This is a genomic window from Cyclobacterium amurskyense (assembly GCF_001050135.1).
Classification (GTDB): Bacteria; Bacteroidota; Bacteroidia; order Cytophagales; family Cyclobacteriaceae; genus Cyclobacterium; species Cyclobacterium amurskyense.
The window spans coordinates 3,111,199-3,133,599 of record NZ_CP012040.1 but is presented as its reverse complement, the minus strand read 5'-3'; the positions used below and the strand labels follow the sequence as shown (position 1 = coordinate 3,133,599).

Annotated in this window: 16 protein-coding genes; 5 read left to right on the top strand and 11 right to left on the bottom strand. The window is 38.0% G+C overall.

Translation table 11 applies throughout. The features are described 5' to 3' along the window. Nucleotides 1–53 precede the first annotated feature (53 nt). From CA2015_RS12990 to CA2015_RS12980, 3 genes are read left to right on the top strand one after another with little or no spacing between them, the layout of a single operon-like run. A complete protein-coding gene (locus tag CA2015_RS12990) occupies nucleotides 54–434 on the top strand; it encodes an STAS domain-containing protein (protein ID WP_048642301.1) in 381 nt (126 codons plus the stop codon). Between the two features lie 13 nt (nucleotides 435–447). Next, entirely contained in the window at nucleotides 448–1,362 is a 915-nt protein-coding gene (locus CA2015_RS12985) for a ribonuclease Z (protein WP_048642300.1), read from the top strand. A gap of 2 nt (nucleotides 1,363–1,364) precedes the next feature. Then, on the top strand, nucleotides 1,365–2,165 hold the full coding sequence (locus CA2015_RS12980; RefSeq protein WP_048642299.1) for a queuosine precursor transporter: 801 nt from the start codon (nucleotides 1,365–1,367) through the stop codon (nucleotides 2,163–2,165). An 85-nt stretch (nucleotides 2,166–2,250) separates the two neighbouring features. On the opposite strand, the gene CA2015_RS12975 is transcribed toward CA2015_RS12980, so the two are convergent. The 6 genes from CA2015_RS12975 to CA2015_RS12950 all read right to left on the bottom strand — a co-directional run bounded on the left by CA2015_RS12975 (nucleotide 2,251) and on the right by CA2015_RS12950 (nucleotide 10,204). Further along, nucleotides 2,251–3,240, bottom strand: coding sequence for a bile acid:sodium symporter family protein (locus CA2015_RS12975; RefSeq protein ID WP_048642298.1), 990 nt, complete (start codon nucleotides 3,238–3,240; stop codon nucleotides 2,251–2,253). A 51-nt stretch (nucleotides 3,241–3,291) separates the two neighbouring features. Then, nucleotides 3,292–4,305, bottom strand: a complete 1,014-nt coding sequence (locus CA2015_RS12970; protein ID WP_048642297.1) for a zinc-binding alcohol dehydrogenase family protein — start codon at nucleotides 4,303–4,305, stop codon at nucleotides 3,292–3,294. 119 nt (nucleotides 4,306–4,424) lie between these two features. Then, entirely contained in the window at nucleotides 4,425–6,137 is a 1,713-nt protein-coding gene (locus tag CA2015_RS12965; protein ID WP_048644507.1) for a sulfatase family protein, read from the bottom strand. Further along, the gene (locus tag CA2015_RS12960; protein WP_048642296.1) at nucleotides 6,127–7,641 is read right to left on the bottom strand and encodes a sulfatase-like hydrolase/transferase; all 1,515 of its coding nucleotides are present in this window, start codon (nucleotides 7,639–7,641) and stop codon (nucleotides 6,127–6,129) included. The genes CA2015_RS12965 and CA2015_RS12960 overlap by 11 nt, the downstream gene beginning before the upstream one ends. 193 nt (nucleotides 7,642–7,834) lie before the next feature. Beyond that, on the bottom strand, nucleotides 7,835–8,782 hold the full coding sequence (locus CA2015_RS12955) for a ThuA domain-containing protein (RefSeq protein WP_240477792.1): 948 nt from the start codon (nucleotides 8,780–8,782) through the stop codon (nucleotides 7,835–7,837). A gap of 513 nt (nucleotides 8,783–9,295) precedes the next feature. Beyond that, a complete protein-coding gene (locus tag CA2015_RS12950) occupies nucleotides 9,296–10,204 on the bottom strand; it encodes a hypothetical protein (RefSeq protein WP_157470462.1) in 909 nt (302 codons plus the stop codon). Nucleotides 10,205–11,012: 808 nt separating this feature from the next. Between CA2015_RS12950 and CA2015_RS12945 the strand changes: the two genes are divergently transcribed. Together CA2015_RS12945 and CA2015_RS12940 are read left to right on the top strand one after the other, a co-directional pair. Next, entirely contained in the window at nucleotides 11,013–11,882 is an 870-nt protein-coding gene (locus tag CA2015_RS12945; protein WP_048642293.1) for a hypothetical protein, read from the top strand. Further along, on the top strand, nucleotides 11,875–13,431 hold the full coding sequence (locus tag CA2015_RS12940; protein WP_048642292.1) for a S1 family peptidase: 1,557 nt from the start codon (nucleotides 11,875–11,877) through the stop codon (nucleotides 13,429–13,431). Before CA2015_RS12945 ends, CA2015_RS12940 begins: the two co-directional genes overlap by 8 nt. Nucleotides 13,432–13,592: 161 nt before the next feature. Here the strand turns inward: CA2015_RS12940 and CA2015_RS12935 are convergent, their stop codons facing one another. The 5 genes from CA2015_RS12935 to CA2015_RS12915 form a co-directional block, all read right to left on the bottom strand. Beyond that, nucleotides 13,593–14,954, bottom strand: a complete 1,362-nt coding sequence (locus CA2015_RS12935; protein ID WP_157470460.1) for a M28 family metallopeptidase — start codon at nucleotides 14,952–14,954, stop codon at nucleotides 13,593–13,595. Nucleotides 14,955–15,013: 59 nt separating this feature from the next. Then, nucleotides 15,014–15,829, bottom strand: coding sequence for a RipA family octameric membrane protein (locus tag CA2015_RS12930; protein WP_048642291.1), 816 nt, complete (start codon nucleotides 15,827–15,829; stop codon nucleotides 15,014–15,016). A gap of 348 nt (nucleotides 15,830–16,177) precedes the next feature. Beyond that, on the bottom strand, nucleotides 16,178–17,065 hold the full coding sequence (locus CA2015_RS12925) for a dienelactone hydrolase family protein (RefSeq protein ID WP_048642290.1): 888 nt from the start codon (nucleotides 17,063–17,065) through the stop codon (nucleotides 16,178–16,180). Between the two features lie 566 nt (nucleotides 17,066–17,631). Continuing rightward, nucleotides 17,632–18,513, bottom strand: coding sequence for a cation diffusion facilitator family transporter (locus CA2015_RS12920; RefSeq protein WP_048642289.1), 882 nt, complete (start codon nucleotides 18,511–18,513; stop codon nucleotides 17,632–17,634). A gap of 215 nt (nucleotides 18,514–18,728) precedes the next feature. Then, nucleotides 18,729–22,229: a sulfatase-like hydrolase/transferase gene (locus tag CA2015_RS12915; RefSeq protein ID WP_048642288.1), complete on the bottom strand. Its 3,501-nt coding sequence runs from the start codon at nucleotides 22,227–22,229 to the stop codon at nucleotides 18,729–18,731. Between the last annotated feature and the right edge of the window lie 172 nt (nucleotides 22,230–22,401).

The window sequence follows — 22,401 nt, the reverse complement described above, 5'->3', positions numbered from 1 at the left end:
TTGGAACAAAAAATTTTCACTGATGTTCAAGATAGGTAAACACACTAAAAATAATGAAATACGCAGTAGATAAAAAAGAACAATTTGTTGTTTTTACCATAATGGAAGAAAAGCTTGATAGCTCACTCTCTCCCCAATTAAAATCTGAATTACTTACCGTTCATGCTGAAGGCTATAAAAATCTGATATTGGATATGGGAAGTGTGAAGTATGCCGATTCCAGTGGGCTAAGTGCCCTTTTGGTCGGGAATAGAACCTTTAATGAAGATGGAGGTGTCTTTGTATTGTCTTCTCTTCAGGAGCATGTTGTCAAATTATTGAAGATATCTATGCTGGATAAGGTCTTCAAAGTAGTGGATGATAATGAAGCAGCAGCAGAAGCTATTTTTATCCACGAAATAGAGAATGGCCCTGAGAAAGATGAAGAAGAATAACTGATAAAAGCCTTTGGATTTCAATATCACCATTCTGGGTTCAAATTCAGCCATTCCTGCACATGGCCGTAACCAAACATCTCAATTGATTACCTGGGATGGTGAATCTTTTTTGATTGATTGTGGGGAATCTACTCAACAACAACTGAGAAAATTCAAGATAAAGTACTCCAAAATCAACCATATATTTATTTCCCACCTTCATGGAGACCACTATCTGGGATTGATGGGATTACTTAATACTTATAGCCTCAATAACAGAAAGCTCCCTCTTCATATTTATGGACCTAAGGGCCTTGATGAAATTATTACCATCCAGTTAAAGTACTCAGCCAACGTACTGAATTACCCATTAATTTTTCACGCAACTGTTCCACAAGGGAAAATAAAATTGGTGGATTTCCGAAATCTATCCATTTATTCCATCCCTTTGCAACATAGGATACCCTGCACAGGATTTATCTTTGAAGAAAATAAACCAAGGGTACACCTGAATAAAGAGATGATGAGTAAACATCGACCTAGCGTTACTGATATTCACATCCTACAATCAGGCCAAGATGTAAAAGACAAGGCTGGTAATGTGATTTATAAAGCCTCTGATTTTTGTGAAATTACGCCTCCTCGGAAATACAGCTACTGTTCGGACACAGCCTTTAATCTAGATTTGGTCCCTTTCATTAAAGAGACCGATTTACTCTATCATGAGTCTACCTTTATGGAGTCAGAAAGAAAACGAGCCAAACAGACCAAACACAGTACCGCCAAGGAAGCAGCCCTAATTGCCAAAGCGGCTAATGTTAAAAACCTTCTACTGGGACACTATTCGAGCAGGTATGATAAGTTGGATCTACTCCTTAATGAGGCCAAAGAAATTTTTGAAGCCAGTTTATTGAGTGAAGAAGGGACCACCTACACTATTAAATAAATATGGACATTAGCGAAAAGGTTTACCAATCCAAGAAAACCAATCTATTTATCATCCTAGCCGGAATCTTTCTAACGAATGCAATCCTGGCAGAAATAATCGGCGTAAAGATCTTTTCAGGGGAAGGTACAATTGGAGTGGCACCAGCCAATTGGACTTTTTTTGGAGATTATATTTTAGATTTCAACCTAACTGCAGGGGCAGTAATATGGCCTGTTGTTTTTATCACTACTGATATTATCAATGAATATTTTGGCAAAAAGGGGGTACGGCAAATCAGTTTTATCACCGTAGCCCTAATTGCTTATGCATTTATTGTAATCTCCTTAGTCACAAAACTCCCTCCGGCTACTTTCTGGCTTGAAGTAAACGCCGAAGACAACACTGGCAACCCTTTCAATATAGATTATGCATTCAACACCATCTTTAGGCAGGGCCTTGGTATTATCATAGGTTCTCTTATTGCTTTTTTAATTGGTCAGCTTCTTGATGTATATATCTTCCAAAAATTAAGGCGCATTACTGGGTCTAAAATGATATGGCTTAGGGCTACCGGTTCTACTTTAGTTTCCCAATTTATTGACTCTTTCGTAGTACTGGGAATTGCTTTTTATGTTTTTGGGAATTGGTCAATTGAACAAATTATAGCGGTAGGGATAATCAATTACTTATATAAATTCTCAGTGGCCATAGCTTTGACTCCACTACTTTACCTAGGTCATGGACTTATTGACCGTTATTTGGGCAAATCTTTTGCCGAAAGATTAACTGCCGAAGCTTCCGGAGATGAGTCTTTCACCTAATTAGAATTAAGCCCGTCTTACCATCATTGACAGCCAAATGTTTAGGTGTTTACCTGCCCTAAAACAATGCCATTAACCCACAATATTATTTTAAGGTGTCTTTCCTTGAAAGTGCCAACCTTTCGGCCAATGCACTACCAAGAATCAGCTGTAAGGTGTGATAGAGCATCAGTGGAAGCAACACTACGCCGAAAATCACAGGGTCAGGAAACAAAATCTTCCCCATTACAGCCCCTTGAACCAATGATTTTTTGGACCCACAAAACAAAACAGTGACCCTATCCACCCTTTCAAAAGAAAGCCATCTGCCCAAGAGGTACATTCCTCCAGCCATAAAACAAAATAATAGTAGCATCCAAAAGCCCAAACTCAGGATGTTTTGACCTTCGAACATATTTCCACCAAAAGATTGCGAGAAGGCAGAAAACACGATCAAAAGGATTACAAGTTGGTCAAAGTTTTTAAGTAGTTTAAGGTACTTCTGCACCCAGTTGATTAACCAATTGTGTAGAAAAAAGCCAATGACTACAGGTATTAAAATTTGCTTTACAAGCTCCCACACAGTACTCAACAGCTCAAAACTTGCCTGTTCAGCACTTAGAAAAAGCCCCATCCATAATGGGGTGATTACGATACCGATTATACTTGAAATACTGGCATTAAATATAGCCGCAGGGAGGTTACCTCCTGCAATAGACACCATCACTACTGAGGAAGAGACAGTAGAAGGTAGGGCTGCCAAATAAAAAGCGCCCAACCAAAATAAGTCTCCCTCTATTCCAAAAAAACCATAGAGTAATAAAATAAATAATGGGAAAATTATAAATGTAGTGCCTTGAATCAATAAGTGGAGCTTCCAGTTGGATAAGCCAATCTTTAAGGTAGAAGGACTAATCTTTATCCCATAAAAGAAAAAGATCAAAGAAACACCGTAGTAGGTTAACTTGTCAATAGTAAAATCACCTTTTAGTTCCCCCCATTCAGGAAACAGGTAGGCCAATAGAATAGTGAAAAGCAACAAAAAGAAAAATGTATTGATCCCAGCCCTCGCTAGTTTTGTTTTAATTGAAGCCATATTTTCAAATAGTGGGAATTAAGGTCCGGTCTCAAATCTGGAGTGATTTATCTAAAACATTATAACTGTTTTGCCAATTGATTTTCCAGACTCCTGCATCTCATGGGCTTTTTTAAAATTTTCCACTGAGAACCCTTTCAGCTCTGTTTTCAAGGTTGATTTCAAAATCCCTTTGTCCACCAAATCAGCAATCTCATTGAGAATTTCATGTTGTCTAATAATATCTTCTGTGGTGTACATGGAGCGTGTGAACATGAATTCCCAGGAAAAAGACACACTTTTATTTTTAAGCAACATCAGATTCAAGGGCGCATTGCTACCAGTAATCGTTACGATATGACCCTGCGGTTTGATAATATCGTTTAGCGCTTCCCAGTACCCATTTATATCCACACAATCCAAAATATAATCTACCTCTTTGTGCCCAATCCTTTTCATCTCAGATTGAAGGTCATGGTGATTTACAACAAAATCCGCCCCCATTGACTTGCACCAGTCTTGGGTTTCATCCCGTGAAGCGCTGGCAATCACTGTAAGTCCAGCAACCTGCTTTGCAATTTGTATCGCTATGGATCCAACCCCTCCAGCACCTGCAAGGATTAGAATTGACTTCCCCTTAGCTTTATTTATATCTACCTTCATTCTGTCAAAAATAGCCTCCCAGGCTGTCAGTCCTGTCATCGGAATTGCAGCAGCCTCCTGTCTACGCAAAGATTTTGGTTTGGTTCCTACAATTCGCTCATCAATCAATTGAAAAGCAGCATTGCTCCCACTTCTGGTAAGATCTCCTGCATAATACACTTCATCTCCTTCTTTAAAAAGGCCAACCTTCTCACCTACTGATACGACTGTTCCTACTGCATCATATCCGATAATCTTGGGTTCATCCAGGATGATATCTTTTGCAGCACTTTGTCTTACTTTAAAATCGACGGGATTCATAGATACAGCCCCAACCTTTACCAACAAATCAAAACCTGAAGGGCTTGGTTTGGCTGTTTCAAATTCAATAAAACTTTCCATTTCAGCTATGGGTAGCGATTTTCTGAATCCTATGGCTTTCATATTATTTCTTTACTTTTGTATATACAGTTCATAAATAAGAACTTTTATAGCTTAAACCCGAAATATGCAATAGACATTCTATTACATAATCCGGGTTAAATGTTCTAATTCACAAAGAACTAGTCATTCCAGTGCTCATCAATTACCTTTTGAATATGCGGGTAATTCTGATCTGTTTCATTCAGCTCCACCCTAGAACGCTTCAATTCCTCCTTCAGTTGAGCAATCGTTTCCTTGTATTCAGGATCCGCATACCTATTATTCATTTCCTGGGGATCTTTTTCTAAGTCATAGAACTCCCATGCCACAGGGGTGTGCGTGGTGAAATCATTTCCCCAACTGCTCTTGTTCCATTCGGCTTCAGGCTTATCGGTGTCCACCCAGTATTTTCCGTAATAAAAAATCAATTTATACTGCTTGGTCCGTATACCGAAATGGGCAGGATTTCCATGCCTATGCGCCAAATGCATCCAATACCTGTAATAGCTAGACTTTGGCCAATCATCTGGCTCTTCGTTTGTTTCTAAAATGGCCTTAAAACTTTTTCCCTGCATATAATCAGGCTTTGTTCCACCCGCAAGTTCGATTAAAGTAGGTGCAAAATCGGTATTGTTAATTATAGCATCAGTTCGAGTATTGGCCTCAATTTTTTCTGGAAACCTTATAAAGAAAGGCATCCTCAGAGACTCTTCGTACATCCATCGTTTGTCTATATAGTCATGCTCCCCCAGCATAAACCCCTGGTCACTGGTGTAGACTATAATGGTGTTTTCTAGCAATCCATTTGTCTTTAAATAGGCCAGGAATCGCTTCATATTGTCATCAATACCTTTCACACATCTCAGGTATTTCTTAAGGTAACTTTGGTAAACCTCTGAAGTGTATTTTTTCTCTTCTTCATCCATTTCCCATTTAACCAATTCATTGGGCAAAATGTCTTCAGCGTTACGATAATTCTTATAATTCGGACCCTGCCAAATATTCATGGCTTGATTTCTTATCAGGTTTCTGTGGGAGACGGACGATCCTATATACCTGGTCAAACTATCCCTTTTACCTCGCGTAGCGACTGAACCATTGCTTCCATTATCATAAAGGCTTTCAGGTTCAGGTATGAAAACATCCTCCAGAAAACCTTCATACCTAGGGGCGTTTTCAAAATCATCGTGCGGAGCCTTAAAATGGTACATCAGAAAAAAGGGTTTATCTTCTACTCTTTCCTTTTCAAACCAATTGATTACCTGGTCTGTAATCACATCAGAAGAATGCCCCTCATATTGAACTTCGTTTGAAGGCCAAGCACCCTTCCCTTGAATCCTGAAAACCGGATCAAAATAAGTACCTTGTTGATTAAGTACTTTATAATAATCGAAAGAAGCAGGCTCCTCTTTTAGATGCCATTTACCTATAATGGCTGTTTGGTAGCCGAGTTTTTTTAATTCCATCGGTAAAAACTGCTTTTCCGGTGGAAGACTGCCTTCTAAATCTAAAACTCCATTGGTTTGAGCACGTTGACCTGTCAACACCGCAGCTCGACTAGGAACACAGATAGAATTGTTAACAAAACAGTTTTCAAAGAGCATGCCCGATTTGGCTAAACTATCCAAAGTGGGAGTTGGGTTGAGACCTGCCAACCGACTTCCATAAACACCGAATGCCTGACTAGTATGATCATCAGCCATTATATATATTATATTGGGCCGTTTGCCTTCATTTGCGACTTCATTGTTTTCCGAACTGCAGGAAAATAAGAGTAATAAAACCCACAATGGTATGTTCAATGTAAAACAAGAAGGACAGTTATAATGGGATAGCAAACTTTTAAAAGACATAATCCATTTCATTTAATGTCAACTTATCATTTAATTGCCCCTGTTGTTTTTGGAGTGCTGCAAACAAACTTTTTCTCAACTCCTTATATTGAGGCTGATCTGCTAAATCATTCATTTCTAAAGGATCATTTTCCATATCGAATAAAAGCAATTTCTTGGCATTTGGATAAACGGTTAGTTTAAAACCACCTTTTTTGATCATTCGCTGATTATTCAAATAAGCACCATATATATCCTCTCGAATCAAGTCCTTATCACCATTTATTAAAGCCAAAAGGCTTTCAAACTCAACGTAGTCAGGTTTATCTACCCCTGCGATTTCCAAAATTGTAGCCATGGCATCTTGTATATAAATGTCCTGATTTAGCTTTTTCCCTTTTGGTATACCTGGTCCTGATATAATAAAAGGAGCCCCCATACTATGATCGAACATCGTCTGTTTTCCCAATAACCCATGTTTCCCCATGGCAAGTCCATGATCTGCCGTAAAGATGATATAGGTATTTTCCCGAAGACCTTTCCTATCTAATTCTTCAAAGATTTCTCCAATTTGATGGTCCATATGAGAAATTATCGCATAATACTCTTGCAAATGTTTTTTGATCGCATAGGGAGTCCGTGGAAAAGGAGCCAAAGCTTCATCTCTAAGTTCAGGCCCATTACCTATGGCTTCTTTATAGGGATAAACAGGTAGAAAGCTCTTTGGAACTTTTATATCATCTAATACATACAAATCCAAAAAACTACCAGGAGATTGCCGGGGGTCATGTACAGCATTGAAGGCCAAATACATGAAAAATGGGTTATCCTTTTTTGCTGCACTTCCTAGGAAAGATTTGGCATCGTCTCTCAGCACCTCACTCCAATGCGTACCACCTTCCCAAAAACCTCCTAGAGAGCGATCAGTTGGCGACCAGTCATCATTTTCTCCAACAAGTGGTCTGTTATAGCCTTTGGGCATGATTGTCCCTAGATCACCTTCTATTTTCTTTATTGAGTCAAATTTCGCTCCCATATTGCTTCCAGCCCATGTATCCTTGGGCATTCCTCCCCGAATATTAACCGTATGGTCAAATATATCAGAAGCAGGAACATCCACATGCCACTTGCCAGTCATATAGGTTTCATATCCGGACTCTTTAAGAAGTTGAGGTAAAGTCAAATTTGTGTTTTCACCTTTTCTCCACTCTTCCTTTATAGCAAAGGCATTCCAAACGCTTCTACCTGAAATCATCATACTTCTGGAAGCTGTACATACTGCACCAGACCAACTCCCCATATTGTATGCTTTGGTAAAAGAAGTGCCCTCAGAAATTAATTTGTCCAGATTGGGTGTATGCACATCATTTTTTTCGAGCTCATCCAAAACTGTAAAGGTCATGTCATCGGCAAAAACAAATAAGATGTTTGGTTTTTGCACATCATCCTCCTGTTGAATTTTATCTGGTGCACAACTGAGCAAGTTCAAGCTTAGCAAGAACATACAGAAATTGGAAATTCTCATTTTTCTAATGGTTATTGTGAACGGATTTATCGTTAATTAAAAGGAGTTATTTATTCTCCATCCAATCTTCATTGCATTTAACACACCTTTTTCGTGCCCCCTAAAATAAAGATCTCAGAAATTTTTGCATCAATTTTAGAGTTCCCTTAAAACGTAGGCAGCATAAGCTCTTCTACATTTATCAATAGAAACCTTAATTAAAAGTAAAAGGTCTCGATTTGGATTCATCCTTAGTAGGGAAATCTTTCGGGATTGGTAAGGTCACTTTTCCTGTGGCTGCCCATTCTACTCCTCTAGTAAATGAACTAATAAAGCCAACTCCCTCAAGAGACCCCTGATCATGCCCCAAAGTGGTATGAAAAACCCTTCCTTTTCCATAATCAATCACCATTAACACAGGTTCATGCCTTCCATCTCTATTTTTATTAGTCAAATCTTCTCCTGTGGCTAAGATGGTCATATTTTCCGCAGGTCCTCTTAATCTGGCATAGCATTCGTCTTTTGCAGATACCCAGGTATCTGGCATTCCCGCTGTGATAGGATGTTTTTCGGTCCGAATATGAATGGTAAAGTTGTTTTTTGCTCCATGCGAACCCGCAGATCCAGGACTATTGTCCTTTACTAATTTTCCTTCTGCATTATAATAAACATAGGGTCCATCCTTTTCATTGCGGCCTCCCCAGCCACCAATTCCTATCATCTGGTTGTATGCCAACCATTCCGGAAAAGAATTATCTGCTGCGTGAACACTTACAAACCCACCCCCCGATTGAACAAATTGTTCAAAATTTCTCATCGTTTCTACCGGCCATGGGGCAGCTTTCCAACCAAAATTAGAAACGATTACATCATACGCCTTAAAATCTGGACTAAAATCCGGGTCTGTCTTTGGTTCTTTCAAATCTTCCGTTTCTCCCACATCTGCCAAGCTCAAAAAACTACTGTTCTCTTCACCATTCCAAGTATATTTGGTCCGTTGAATCTTCACTTCAAAAAGTCCTGTTTCTTCCAACTGGCTTTTCATCATTAAGCTAGTTTTAGGCCAATCTGAATGGTTATTTTGCCCATCTATGATAAGAACCTTTATCTTGTCCTTTGCTATAGTTGCATGAGCGTACTGTGACATTATGGTCAATGCCATTATTAATAAAGATTTTAAAAACATAACTACAAACGATTTTTTTAGCTTAAATACCGACTACTCTAGCAGGATACAGTATCTGTAAAATGACTTTTATTGTAACACAGGGTTTTTCACTATCCTGAAAAGGAATCCAATTTACTAATCTAAAAATTATTTAATAAATAACAGTGACTTTAAGGAAAAGGATTAATTATTCTGAACCATAATTCATTGAAATTCAAAACACCAAAAAATATTGAGAATAGCTTGTTTAACCCGGATTATGCAATAGACATTCTATTACATAATCCGGGTTAAACAAAACTATTTAATGAAATCATTTGTGAATTAATATTTCACAGGCTGTCTTCCTCTTACTAAATTTACCATGAGAATAGATAAAAAATACCCTCTTACCTGCTTGCATTCAAAGGTTTTTGTCTGAAAATTAAACTGTTAATTGGGTTTTAACAATATTACGCCTAAGCTTTACTGCATAATTTAGGCTTGTACTTTCCTGGAAATCTGATGCTAATGGCTAGAAATTACCGCATTCAATTTATCAACATCATCTTTTAATTTTAAAAGTTCCTGAATTTGCTTTTCCTGATGTAAAATATAGAGTGTAAGCTCTTCTATTTTTTCCAGCAATTTTGTATTCATTTCACCTAAATCAATCCCTTCATCCTTTACACTACCTTCATCAGGAATACCAGGTAAATGTCCATTTTCGGCAATAAATAATTCGAGTTGCCCAAGATCCATTAAGGGATAGCCCTCCTCAAAAACATGGTCTGCCCAGTTCCCCATCGTAATGTTTACTTCTTCTGCCTGAACCTTACCCCTAACTAAAACTCCGCCACTATTGAATTCCGCCTGCAAATTATTATTAGAATACCCCCTTATTATCCAGCTCACACTAGTACCATCATTTCCATATTGACGAAGGTATTGACCATAATTATTGGAATTAATCTCTGTATAATTAGCATGGGTTCCCAAGAATGTCCCTGAACCCGCCACAGTCAATTTATGACTAATATCACCAGTGCCTACCCCTGCTCCTTTATCCGAAATTGAAAAAACTGGAGTAGTTGATCCGCCATAATAAAAATTACTTCCACCTTGATCATACCAAACCTGATTATAAGCTCTTGAACCACCTCCCCATTTCCTATACCTGGTTTTTAATCCAAAATCATTTACACCTATAGCAACCCCTCGTTTGTCAGCATCTTTTCCCTGAATAAATTGGGCAAACTCTTCCCCCCTAATCTCTAAAAGACCTCTTAATCTTGTTTGCCCAACAACATCCAACTTTACTTTTGGATCAGTAGTCCCAATACCAATATTACCATCTGATCCAATTTTGTTACCTGTGGATTGACTCATCCCATATCCACTAATCAGCACTAACAGAAATACTAAAGAACACCTCATATTAAAATCAACTTAGATTAACATAAAATATTTCATATAAAAAATACTGCCCATCAATTAAAAAAACACTATTAATTGAAAAATACAATATGAATATATAAAATTATTTAAAAATTTCCTAAACTAATTAACCTAATATACCGCAACTGTTCAAAGACTAAACAAAAGTAATGTCATTATATTACAACTAAAAACCAACCATCCTACATCTACAAGCATGTTAAATTCTCTAAAACCCAAACCATCCACAAACCCATTTTTAACTATTAAAATAATTTTCTCCTCATGGTAAATAAAGAAAATTTGAAATTACCCTTCCTACAACCTCAACACCCTTCGATTAAATACTAAACCAACAACTAAGTTAACCCCTAGCAATTCAAACCTTTATGATTTACAATTATGGAATATGCATGAAATGATATGAATAAAATATTGACTTATAATTACCTCATTAATTCTATATATTAAAAAAAATACTGAGAAACATTACTATATTATATCATCTAGTAAATCCTTTTAGACTCACTCCGTAAGCATACAACAATTGATTATAAGCTAAATTTTACAACAGCATATATTCTTGAGTAAATCGATAATTAATCGTTTAAATTTAGGATTACCAGCTTGATTCTTTACATGTTTATCTTCTTTTTTAAAACTTGGAGTAAAAAAACCAAGAGAAATGAGACTATTTAAAACGAAATATTTTACTATTTTAATTTGCATTCCATATTTTTTATTAAATTGTATTAGCTTAAACCACGTTTTCTACTCTAATCAATATACAAACTAAACTCTTTACTGAATGGAAGAGAAAGATTCGGATGCCCCCAATTCTGCTAAAAGCCATTTAAAGGATTTATTACCCGATGGGGAAGCAAATCACCTAATAAATCGGTTTCAAGGCTATGCTGCAATTTTTAATGGCTTGGGTATAGGCCTATTTTTGGGATTGCTACTTGGACTGTCTGTATCCCCTGTAGTAAGCGGAGTGATTGGCACTATCTCTTCATTACTCGCTATTTTAGTAGGACTCAACGAAAAGTTCCTAGACCCAATAAAAAGTCTTCGAATTGGCGCCTTTGGTTTATTCTCTGTCCTCGGTATTCTGTTGGGCTTGTATATACGCGCCAATGACCCATTCTCCCCTAGCTTGGCAGATAAAGTGAAAACTTTTACGGATATAGGATATACCGAAAATGAGGCCCGAGGGTTCGTGACCGGCTTTATACAATCCGACTCCACCGCTGCCATAAGACAAGCTAACGTGCTTTATAGCTCAGCGTTAAAAATCCAAGCTTGTGACTTTCTGGTATACGCAAGTTCGGAAACACCTGTCCCAGAGGTTTTTAATACCTTCAATACAGCAGGAGGAATATGGGCTCAACTTTCTTCTCTTTTCAAAAAAGACCTTTCCGATAAAACAGGTGCAGAAGCACTGTTAATCCTTAGAGATGAATTTTGTGAAAACAGCACATTGGATGGAAGAACCATCATGGTTGAGGGAGAAATCACCAAACTTAACCAACAAAGTAATCTGGAAGAAATGACTGAAGCCTTTGAAAACTCCAATGCCCCCTGGTCTAAAATAATAAAGAAGCTAAATACCCAATTCAATCCCGATGAAAGAGTATTGGTAATTCATTCTTTGATTAAAATTTTCAACCATGAATAAATTATTTTGGTGCATTGTATTGATTTTCTTCCTTACCTATGGAGGATTTGCCAGACAATTTAATCCTGACAACGCAAAAAATTCATTAGTAAAAGTTATTGTTTCTACAAACAACAATGCATCAAATGCGCTAACAGGATTTGTCTGGAAATCACCAAACCAGGTTGTTACTTCTCTTCATGGAATGAGCCGTACAGGTAATATCCGCATTTTATACCAGGGACAGGCATGGAGAAAAGCCAAAATAAAAAAAGTGCTTCAAAAGGCAGACCTCGTACTTCTGGAACTGATGGAAGGAGAACCTTCACCACCCTCTGGTGTAATACCCATAAATCAATTCAACACTTCAAAAATAGAATTTGGAACAGATGTTTTTGCCTTGGGTTATAATGGTGGTGCAACCGGAAGTTCATCCAGGCAAATGAAAAAGGGATATGTAGATCCTGAAAAACTTAGCCATTTGATTCCAAAAAAGGACAAAGATGCCCTGGCGAAAATTGGATTTCCAGCCCTTGATCTCAACATCCTTTACCTTGAAGGAAGCCTGCTGCCTGGCTTTTCAGGTGCACCGGTATTTGACTCGAAGAGCCAACTAATCGGAATTGGAGATGGTGGGCTTGAAAAAGGAGCTAGTAATGTTAGCTGGATTATTCCTGCAAGCTATCTTACAGAATTGGAGCAGTCTAACAACACCACACTACCAATTGGCTTTGAGAACCTTACCCAACTTTTTTCTGCTGCTGCAGTAATTACATCTCCCAGCACTGAGCCTGCCTCTTTGGAAACGGAAAAATTAATTTTATATGAATCTAACTTCAAATCATCGAACGTTGCGCCCGTCAATGCCATAGGTTTTGAATTTTATCCTACAAAAAACAGGTCTTTGACTGAAATGATCGAATCTTCTGACGATCCAGAAAATTTGCTTAAACTTTCTGATGAGTTTGAGTTGGACATGAACATTCAGTTGGATTATGATGCGATGCGATTTGACATTTATGAAGACATTAGTAATGGGGTGGTAGTAGCTGTACCAGAAGGAATGACACTCACTTATAACCCTGCTGAAGAAGCCTTTCAAGTAATCAATCCAGATAATAACGACATGCAGCTTTATTTTTATGGTGTACAAAATGATTTCACACAGACTAATTTCGAAGATCTTTTGATGTCAGTAGGTCAGATCATCAATCAAAATTTTTCTATGCGTTATGGTGTAAGTGGTTTTACAATTGACACCGACTACTCAGTTTGGGATGAATATCAGGGCGGACGAAAAATTGCTTGGATATTGTCTCTAGGAAATGAATACCTAATGGGGCAGGATGGATTGCAATACGGCCTCTATGTATACATAACCTTGCTTATGACTGAAGAAAAAACTTTTATGGCAATCGCTACCATCCCCGTACCTGTAGAGATGGTAGCCCTAGCTATATCCACAGGAATAGACTGCAATAACCCGGGGATTTTTTCTGAATACTGTATCTATTTCAATAAGATGTTTAAAACATTTTCGGCAGCTCATTTGGTGAATTTCGCCTATTGATATGACTTTAAGTTAAAATGCTAAACATGTATTATATATTTCTGGTCAGACAGATTAAATCGTCATTACAACCTCATTTTTAGGGCTGCTGAGAAAGGAAAACATGTAGCAGTCGTGCTTTCCGTGGAACAAATACGATTTCCGCCCCTACTACTTCTTCACTAACGTATAGGCGCCGGAAATACACCCAGGCTTTCTTCGCCCTCTTTGCTTACTGCCTGAACATCAAAAAAATAATTGTCCTTTGAATAAGGTATTTCGATGGACCTGTCCCGGGTGTAAATTTTCTTTTCCCACATAGCCGAACTGGTTTCCCTGATTAACACATAGTAGCCATCTGCCTCACCAAATGCTGGTGGCTTCCATTTAAGCCGGGAACTATTGGTGAGTTCACTTATCACAATCCCCACCTCTCGTGGAACGGAGGGTGCCCTAGCCAAGCTAGCCAGAACCACCAAATTTACAGCTGTATTTTTTCGCAGGTACTCGAAATCAATGTGTTCGGGTTTATCACCATAGGCTATCCCTTCCTCCATTCTAATATCCTGATGCTGTTGATTGTAATTTTCATTCATCTCGCAAAGTCGCACTGCTGTAAACCCTTCTCTTGAAAAAGGGGTATGGTCTCCTCCTCTTAAAAAACGATCGTTCCGGTACAATAATTTGATTTCAAGATGATCCACATACCGTTCACCTACCTCTTTAATATACCTTGCAAGTTGCCTCGACTTGCTGTCATTTTCAGCGTTCGTTTGTCTCCTTAAGGTGGCCATCTTATCAGTTTCAAACAGTGGAACACCTTCACTAAAGACCCTAAGTTTGGTATTGTCTCGTATTTCTGTTCCACTGGACCTGCTATTACCAATCATATCATTGTTAATCATTGCCACAAGGTTCCATTGCTCTTCTTTGGCTCTTTTTGCTAAATGCGTAGCACCAATCAAGCCTTGTTCCTCTCCTGAAACAGCTACAAAAACGATGGTAGCAGGAAAGGATTTCCTCGACATTATTCTTACCATCTCTATCAATGCTACCACGCCCGAACCATCATCATTGGCTCCAGGGGCATCACTTTCGCTGTCCATAATGTCAGTAACTCTGCTATCTATATGCCCACTGACCACAAAGACTCTGTCATCTTTTGGATCGCTACCTTTGAGTGTCGCCATGACATTACCCATTCTGGTTTTCTGAGCTACTCTTTTCCCATCCGCAGCAACGGTGAAATAATCAATTTCTGATGTAAGCCTGCCTTCCGCTAGCGGTTCAAATGAGCGAAACTTCCTCAAAACATATTGCCTTGCAGCTTCTATTCCCCTTTCCTCGGAGTCCTGACTAAGTGAATGCCGTGTTCCAAATGCCAGGAGACCATAAAGATATTCCTTCAAACTATCTGAAGAAACTTGATTGGCCATCCTAAGAATCTCAGGGTTTCGATGAATGGTAGTGACCTGAGAGTAACTCAAAGGAGACCAAATCAAAAATAATAGTATATATAAAAGTCTTATTGGATATTTCCCCATACAAATTATTTACTTAACTTCATTTAATTGTTAAATAAAAATTAATCTTCTTCCCACTTTTAGCAAAAATCATAAAGCAGATAACAAATCTCAATTAACAGGGCCAGAATTATAAAAAACCTAAACTGTCCAATAATTTTCATTTCTGTTTTCGTATTAGACTCATATTCAATTTCCTGTGTCAGGATACGCCATTCCTCTTCAAACATATTTGTTCTTAAATCTTTCTCTATCTTTCCAATTACTTTGAATTTACCAGTATTTAAATCCCCATAAGAACTTACCAACCTATCCCAAAAGAAAGTAGTTAACAAAGCAAGTCCAGTAAAAACAATCATCGCTAACACACTTAATGGAATAAAACTATAAGTTTTGCCTAAAATAAACGCAACGGATAGAATTGAAGATGTAATAGTGAAAAATAAATTATTCACCTTCATTCTTGCATCTGTTACCTTCTCAGTCGAATTAATCATAATTTTGTATTGCTCTATTTTAAGTTCTCGGTCACTTATAAATACTTTATCGATATATTTTAATGCCTGAATTGTATTATTAAAAACTTTAAATCCTTGAAAAAATCGAATAGAATCTTCTGAAGCATTTTCAAGTTTAATTCCAATTATATGCTTGTAAAGACTTTTTGACTTTTCAAACTCCCAAAGTATTTGATTACTCATGAATGTCTCATGACCAATTAAAAACAAAACAAAATCACTTTCTTTAATGCTTGATTCAACAACTTCTTGCCAGTTTTCAACATGGTCAGTCTGCTTTAATATGGCAACAGAATTCTCAGAATCATTCAATAAATCAGAAATAATTTCATCACACTTTATTTTGTCTATGCTTCTGCAGCAAATAAATATTTTCATTTATATTTCTTAAATGTTTCCCTTATAAAACATAATTAAGCTCATAAATAATAAAATCTGATTGACTATCATTTAACAAAGCTACATGACCGTAAACCGCAGTATTATTGATTGATAACCAGAGAGTATTTGAATCGATTTTATAACCAGGACAATAATTGAAACTTATCAACCCCCTAGAAAACCTAGGGAATTAGTCATTTATTGTTCCGGCATGACTCTTTAAAACTAATAATTCTGTAATCTTTAAGCCAAAAACATACCGCTTTCATGTGAATTCCCCGTAATAATTTTTGAATAATTAGAGCTAAATAACAATTCAGTACCATTAAATTAGTGTAAAAACCCCTACTTCAAATGCTCTTTGAAAAAATCAATCGTTCTTCCCCAGGCAAGTTTTGCAGCAGCCTCATCATATCGAGGAGTGGAATGATTGTGGAAACCATGGTTAACTTCAGGATACATATAAGCCGTATAGGTTTTGTCATTTGCCTTTAACGCTTTCTCATAATCTGGCCAACCTGCATTTACCCTGGTATCTAAGCCTGCAAAATGTAACATCAAGGGAGCATTTATGGCCGCAGTTTCTTCTGCCGTAGGTTGACCTCCATAAAATGGAACAGCTGCCGAAAGATCAGGCACCCTAACTGCCATCATATTGGAAACCCATCCTCCAAAGCAAAACCCTACTACCCCTACTTTACCCGTGCATTGCTCATGCGTTTTCAAGGTTTCAAAACCTGCAATAAAATCCTGCAACATTTCCTCTCTATCTCTTTTGCCTTGCATAGTTCTACCCTCATCATCTGTACCCGGGTATCCTCCCATAGGTGACAAGGCATCAGGTGCCAAAGCAATAAACCCATCCAAAGCAGCCTGACGCGCAGTGTCCTCAACATAGGGATTAAGCCCTCTGTTTTCGTGCACTACAACTATCCCCGGCAATTTCCCTGATACCTCTTTTGGACGTACAAGTAATCCTTTCATGGTGCCTGCTCCCTTTGGGGATTTATAAGTAATGGTCTCTTCAATTAGACGAGGATCGGCTTCAGAAAACCGACTTGTCTTGGCATAATTGGGCATCAAAAAACCCATGATAGCGGCGACTGTTAAACCTCCTACTGCAAAGTTGGAAAGCTTATTAACAAATTCTCTGCGATCTATCCTACTGTGGGCATAATCATCATAGAGGTCAAAAACTTCTTGGTTAAGGTCTTCTTTTTTCAGGGGTTTCATGGCATGGTATTTTAGGTTATTATTGAAATAGGCAATTCTAATTCATTTTTTCAATAAAATTTATGAAAAATATATTTTTTCATGCTTTTAAGAACCTGCTAAGTAATGTCGCTTTTCGGTAAGTCTTAGGCAGGATTATCTTTTTTTCGAATGCCTTTATAGCTTCTATTCGCTATCCCGCATTATGGGATTCAATATAAAAAATATTACAAGATATTCGTTCTTTTTTTCTCTGTCTTTCAACGTTTTAACCCGGATTATGTAATAGAATTAGTGATAGCCTGTCCCGTGTTTACGGGAAGTGTTGTAATCGCAAGAAAATCAGGCTGTTTGGAGATTTTAGCATAGCACCGCTATGGTGAAATTGAAAACAGCAACGAAGTGGCTGATTTTAAAGCGATTTCAGCACGTAATAGAATGGCTATTGCATATTTCGGGTTTTACACGTTACAAAATCAGAAATCGCTACAAAATTCTAACGTTTGCCCTATATCCTTTTTTCAATATAAATAATTTAGGAGGTAAGTTATTTATAATGGTAACAAAAAATGTAGACAGGATTGGATTTAGTCTGAGCCCAGCTCACAATTTTCAGTATCTAATTCTGTCTCTATAGTGAAATGTTTGAAATGGTATTTTTCCAAATGTGCTTTCGCCTCATTTTTCACTTCCATTAATTTTTCAAAAGAGCTGATTCGCTCCAGTTTCAAATGAGTTGAAAATACATGGTGCTCCCCTTCGAGAGACCAAATATGCGTATGATGTAGGGACTGTACGTGATCAATCGAAAGCAGTTCCTTTTCAATTTTAACTAAATTGATTTCCTTTGGCACCCCCTGAAGAAACACATACAAGGTTTCCTTCAATCTTCCTATCACGCCCCAAAGAATATAGGCCGTAATAAGCAAGGAAAGTGCTGGATCTAGAAAAGGGATATCCTTGAAATTCAACACGATTGCGACTATCATAACGGCCACCCAGCCTAGTACATCTTCTAGTAGATGCCAGGAAACCACTTTCTCGTTCAATGTTTTTCCCCCGCTCATTTTCCAGGCCGCATATCCATTAACAAGGACACCAATAACTGCAAAATAAAACATCCCTTTCGCATCTGCTTGTTCAGGATTCAGTAAGCGACCAAATGCCTCACTAATCACATATATTGACCCGCCTATCAATACAATGCTATTAATTAGTGCCCCCAATAGCGAAAACCGGGCGTAACCAAAAGAGAATTTTTTATCCGAGCCTTGTTTGGACTTTTTATCCAAATACCAGGCAGTACCCAGTGACAGACTGTCTCCCAAATCATGAACTGCATCAGAAATAATGGCAATACTATTTACATATAGCCCTCCAACGATTTCCAAAAGGGTAAACCCCAGATTTAGAAAAAACGCAATTTTTAGATTTTTACCGGATTGATGGTGGTGGTGATGTGCTGCCATAATTATTCTTTATCAAGCCAAAATAGGTTCGCAATATTTATTCAACCTAGCCATGTAAAGCGATTTAAATATGCAGGATGAAAAAGATGAAACCTGCGGATAATACGCTATTGAAATTTTTATTAAAGCAAAAACCCACCTCAATTCTTTTAATTTTTTTTACTTGTGCCTACTTGCTGAAGGTTAACTTTAGCAAGTAGGCACTTCAATCCCAATTAAAATGAATTGACCTGCAATTCTATTTCATTTTTCCCAGGAGAAAGTCGAATAGATCCGAAACGGGTATTGACTTTTTTACCATTAAGGGAGATGGCATCATTGGCATTGTATTTAAGAATTAACTCTGCAGAAACATTGGCAGGCAATTCAAAAACATAGCGTTGCAAACGATTATTTACTTTTCTATAAGAAGCACTAACCTTCCCAGTGATAAAGGGAACGGTTATTTCCGTTTCTGTCAAGCTTCCTAATTGAGGTTTTATTTCCAATAATGCTGCACCTGGAGATTTGGGTTGAATTCCCCACATTTTTCGTGCAACTATATTTCCTGGCACAGCACCCCAGGCATGGTTCCAATCTGAGTTAGGCTTGTACTTCATGTCCCAGGCCTCCAAAGTTACTGTTGATCCAATAGCAATCATGTTCCACCAACTCCGGTCATGGGTAGCAGTCATCAGTTCTAGAGCATAGTCTGCTTCACCAGCATTGTACAAGCCATCCATTAGGTACTGGGAACCATAAACACTACAGGCCATCCCTCTAGATTTTATAAAATCGACCACTGCATCCACATTTTCTCCCGGCACCATATTAAATGCCAAAGGCATCATATTGGCATGAAGTGAGGAATGACCTGCACCTTCACCGTCTAAATAAATCCCTTTTTCAGGATCCATTAGTTTTTCATTGACAGCCTTTTTTACTTTAATGGCCATCAATTCGTATTCTCTGGCTTCATCATTTCTATTGAGAAGACGAGCAAATTCACCCATGATTTCCAGGTTACGGAAGTACAATGCATTTATTACTGTATTGATTGGAGTGAAGACAAATCCATCTCTTTCTCCTTCCGCAGTCGCTAACTTCCAACCTGTATCCTTCTGTGCTGGTGGCCAGTCAACAATGTCTTTCATTTTGATTTTGGGATCCTTAAAACCGAGCTTTTTCATGAATTCAGGACTTGCATTTGCTGAACTAATTAAGCCATCTTCCCTCGCCAATTCCATTAGCGTTTTATGCTTCAGTTCATCATAATATTTTTCTATAAGCTCTGTATTTCCTGTGTACATATAATCCTCGTAAAACATCAAGGCTACATGCAATTGCCACTCGGTGGGCCAAGTAGGGTTTTCCATAAAATACTCAATGGTCCTTCTGGCAATTGGGTATTCCCAATCTACAGCATAGTGACTAAGCTGATTGATATAGGCATCCGCTTCGTAAGGAATTCTCTCCCTGTCACCGTCTACATATATTCCGGCGTAAGAAGTGGCCTTCATGGAGTACTTACATAGCTCCCACACTTGATTCAAAACAGTGTCTGAACTGCTAAAACTACTTTGACTGCCATCAAAAAAACTAAAATAAGCTTCTTGAGTAAGCCCTTTTGGTTTCTTTTCTCCTACAATTTCCGCATATCGGAATGGGAGTAACACAGGAAAACTATCAGGAAGGGCAACGGCAGCAGGCCCAGTATTTCTCTTGTCTTTTGGCAATGCCAAGGTATATGCAGTTTGACCGGGACTAACTTTAACTTCTATCTCCTCAAATCTAATATTCCCTTGAGGTTCAGCATTTAACCTTCCCTCTTTGAGTTGTTCACCTATCCTCACGGTTAAGATCTCATTTTTTGAGGCTTGATAATCTAATGATAAGTTTGCAAAAGCAGCTTTTCCAAAATCAACCAGCCAGGTATTGGTTGCTACTTTTTGAATTGATTTTGGAGAGATTTCTTCCTTCTCAAATATATTACCTGTGGAAATGTAATTATCAGGTGCCCCTACCTGAAAACTTTGACTGTCTGAATACCTTCCTGTCCGATTGTCCTCGTCCCAAATCCTCACCTTCCAATAATAAGCCTTACCTTCCGTCAGTTCAGGTCCCATATAAGCAATATCAGACACCTCGCCACCCAAAACTTTTCCACTGTTCCAAACATCTCCAATATTTTTCTTACTCTTCTCTGCTGAGCTACTGACCAATATTTGATAAGCCGATTGAAAGTCCAATCCTTCTGGCACCTGCCAGCCAAAATCAGGGGTTTTATCAATAAGTATTTTTCCAGATGGTTTCCTTACCATTTCGATATGCCTATTGATTGGAGCAGCCGTAGTATTGTCCGAGAACTCAGCTGTCATGGCGTCCAATTTTTTGTCAAATTGCGCCACTTTACTAGCATATCGAGGATCCTTTGCCAAGTTGTTTATTTCCATCGGATCTTCCGCCAGGTTATACATTTCGGCTATTGATTGGTCATTAATATAGCGAAAATACTTCCATTCTGCAGTTCTAAGTCCCTCACTTGGTGGTATGTTATCAAAATCCCATAGATGTTCTATTAATACAGTATCTCTATTAAGTTTTTCTCCTTTGATCACTGGAACCAAGCTCTTTCCTTGATATCCCGATGGAACATCAACTCCAGCCAAATCCAATATCGTAGAAGGAACATCCACATTGGCTGCCATTTCTTTGGAGTCTGATTGTTTTTTCAATCTTGGATCCATAACGATCAATGGTACCCTGACTGAATTGTCGTACAACAACCATTTCCCAGCCAATTGACGCTCGCCCAAAAAGTAGCCATTGTCTCCCATCAGGATGATGACGGTATTTTTATCCATCCCTTTGGCTTTTAATTGTTTTCTAATTTTAGCAATCTCAAGATCAATCCCAGAGATCATTCGGTAGTAACCTTTTACACTATGCTGGTATTTTTCTGGTGTATCGTACCTCCAAGTCCACCTAAGCCTATTAAATCCGCTTTTAACAATCTCAGGCTGAGCATCAAAATAACGATCTTCAGATATTTTCGCCTTAGGGATAGTTACCCCATCAAGTAGTGGAGCTGTCTCATCTTGCCAGAAGTATTGTTTTTCTGCGGAATCATGAGCATGTGGTGCACTAAAAGAAAGAGAAAGACAGAATGGCTGATCAGCATCTGCTTCATCAATAAAATCAAGTGCCTGCTGTCCAGTATAACGTGTCAGGTGTACGGTATCCGCTCCAATGGTTTTGAAATAATAGCCACGTCGATCTGAAAATCTCCCATTCCTGTCATAGGATTCGAAGGAATCAAACAAGCCATTCAAGTCTTTATAGTTAACACCAAATTTGCCAAAAAATCCTACTTTATAACCTGCCTCTTTGAGCAATTTCGGATAGGCCGTTTCCATATAAGCTGATTTTATCGGGCCTGTTTGAAAAGTGTAAGCATGGCTACGTTCATATAAACCAGTAAAAATGGTCGCTCTACTTGCAGCGCAAATAGGTGTAGTCACCAATGCATTTTGAAAATAAGTTCCTTCTTCAGCCAATTTATCCATCTCAGGTGTATGGATTAAATCATTCCCTGAATAGCCTAAGGCATCCCACCTTTGGTCGTCAGTAAGAATAAATATAATATTTGGCTTTTGATCTTGAGCTTTACTTTCAAAAGAATTGAAAACATTAATGGCTAACAGAAGTAGCACAAGTCTTGTTGAAATGAAGTACATGGGAGTATAATTAATGAACGATAAATGTACTGTTTTTCGATCAAATAGCCATACTGCACTTACCTGTACAGAGATAAATTTATCCCAAAACTACGCTCTTATTTTTTAACTTAAGCCTGCTTCAATAACAAAAATTAAAGGTAGTTCTTTATTAAATCAGTAGGTGAAAAAA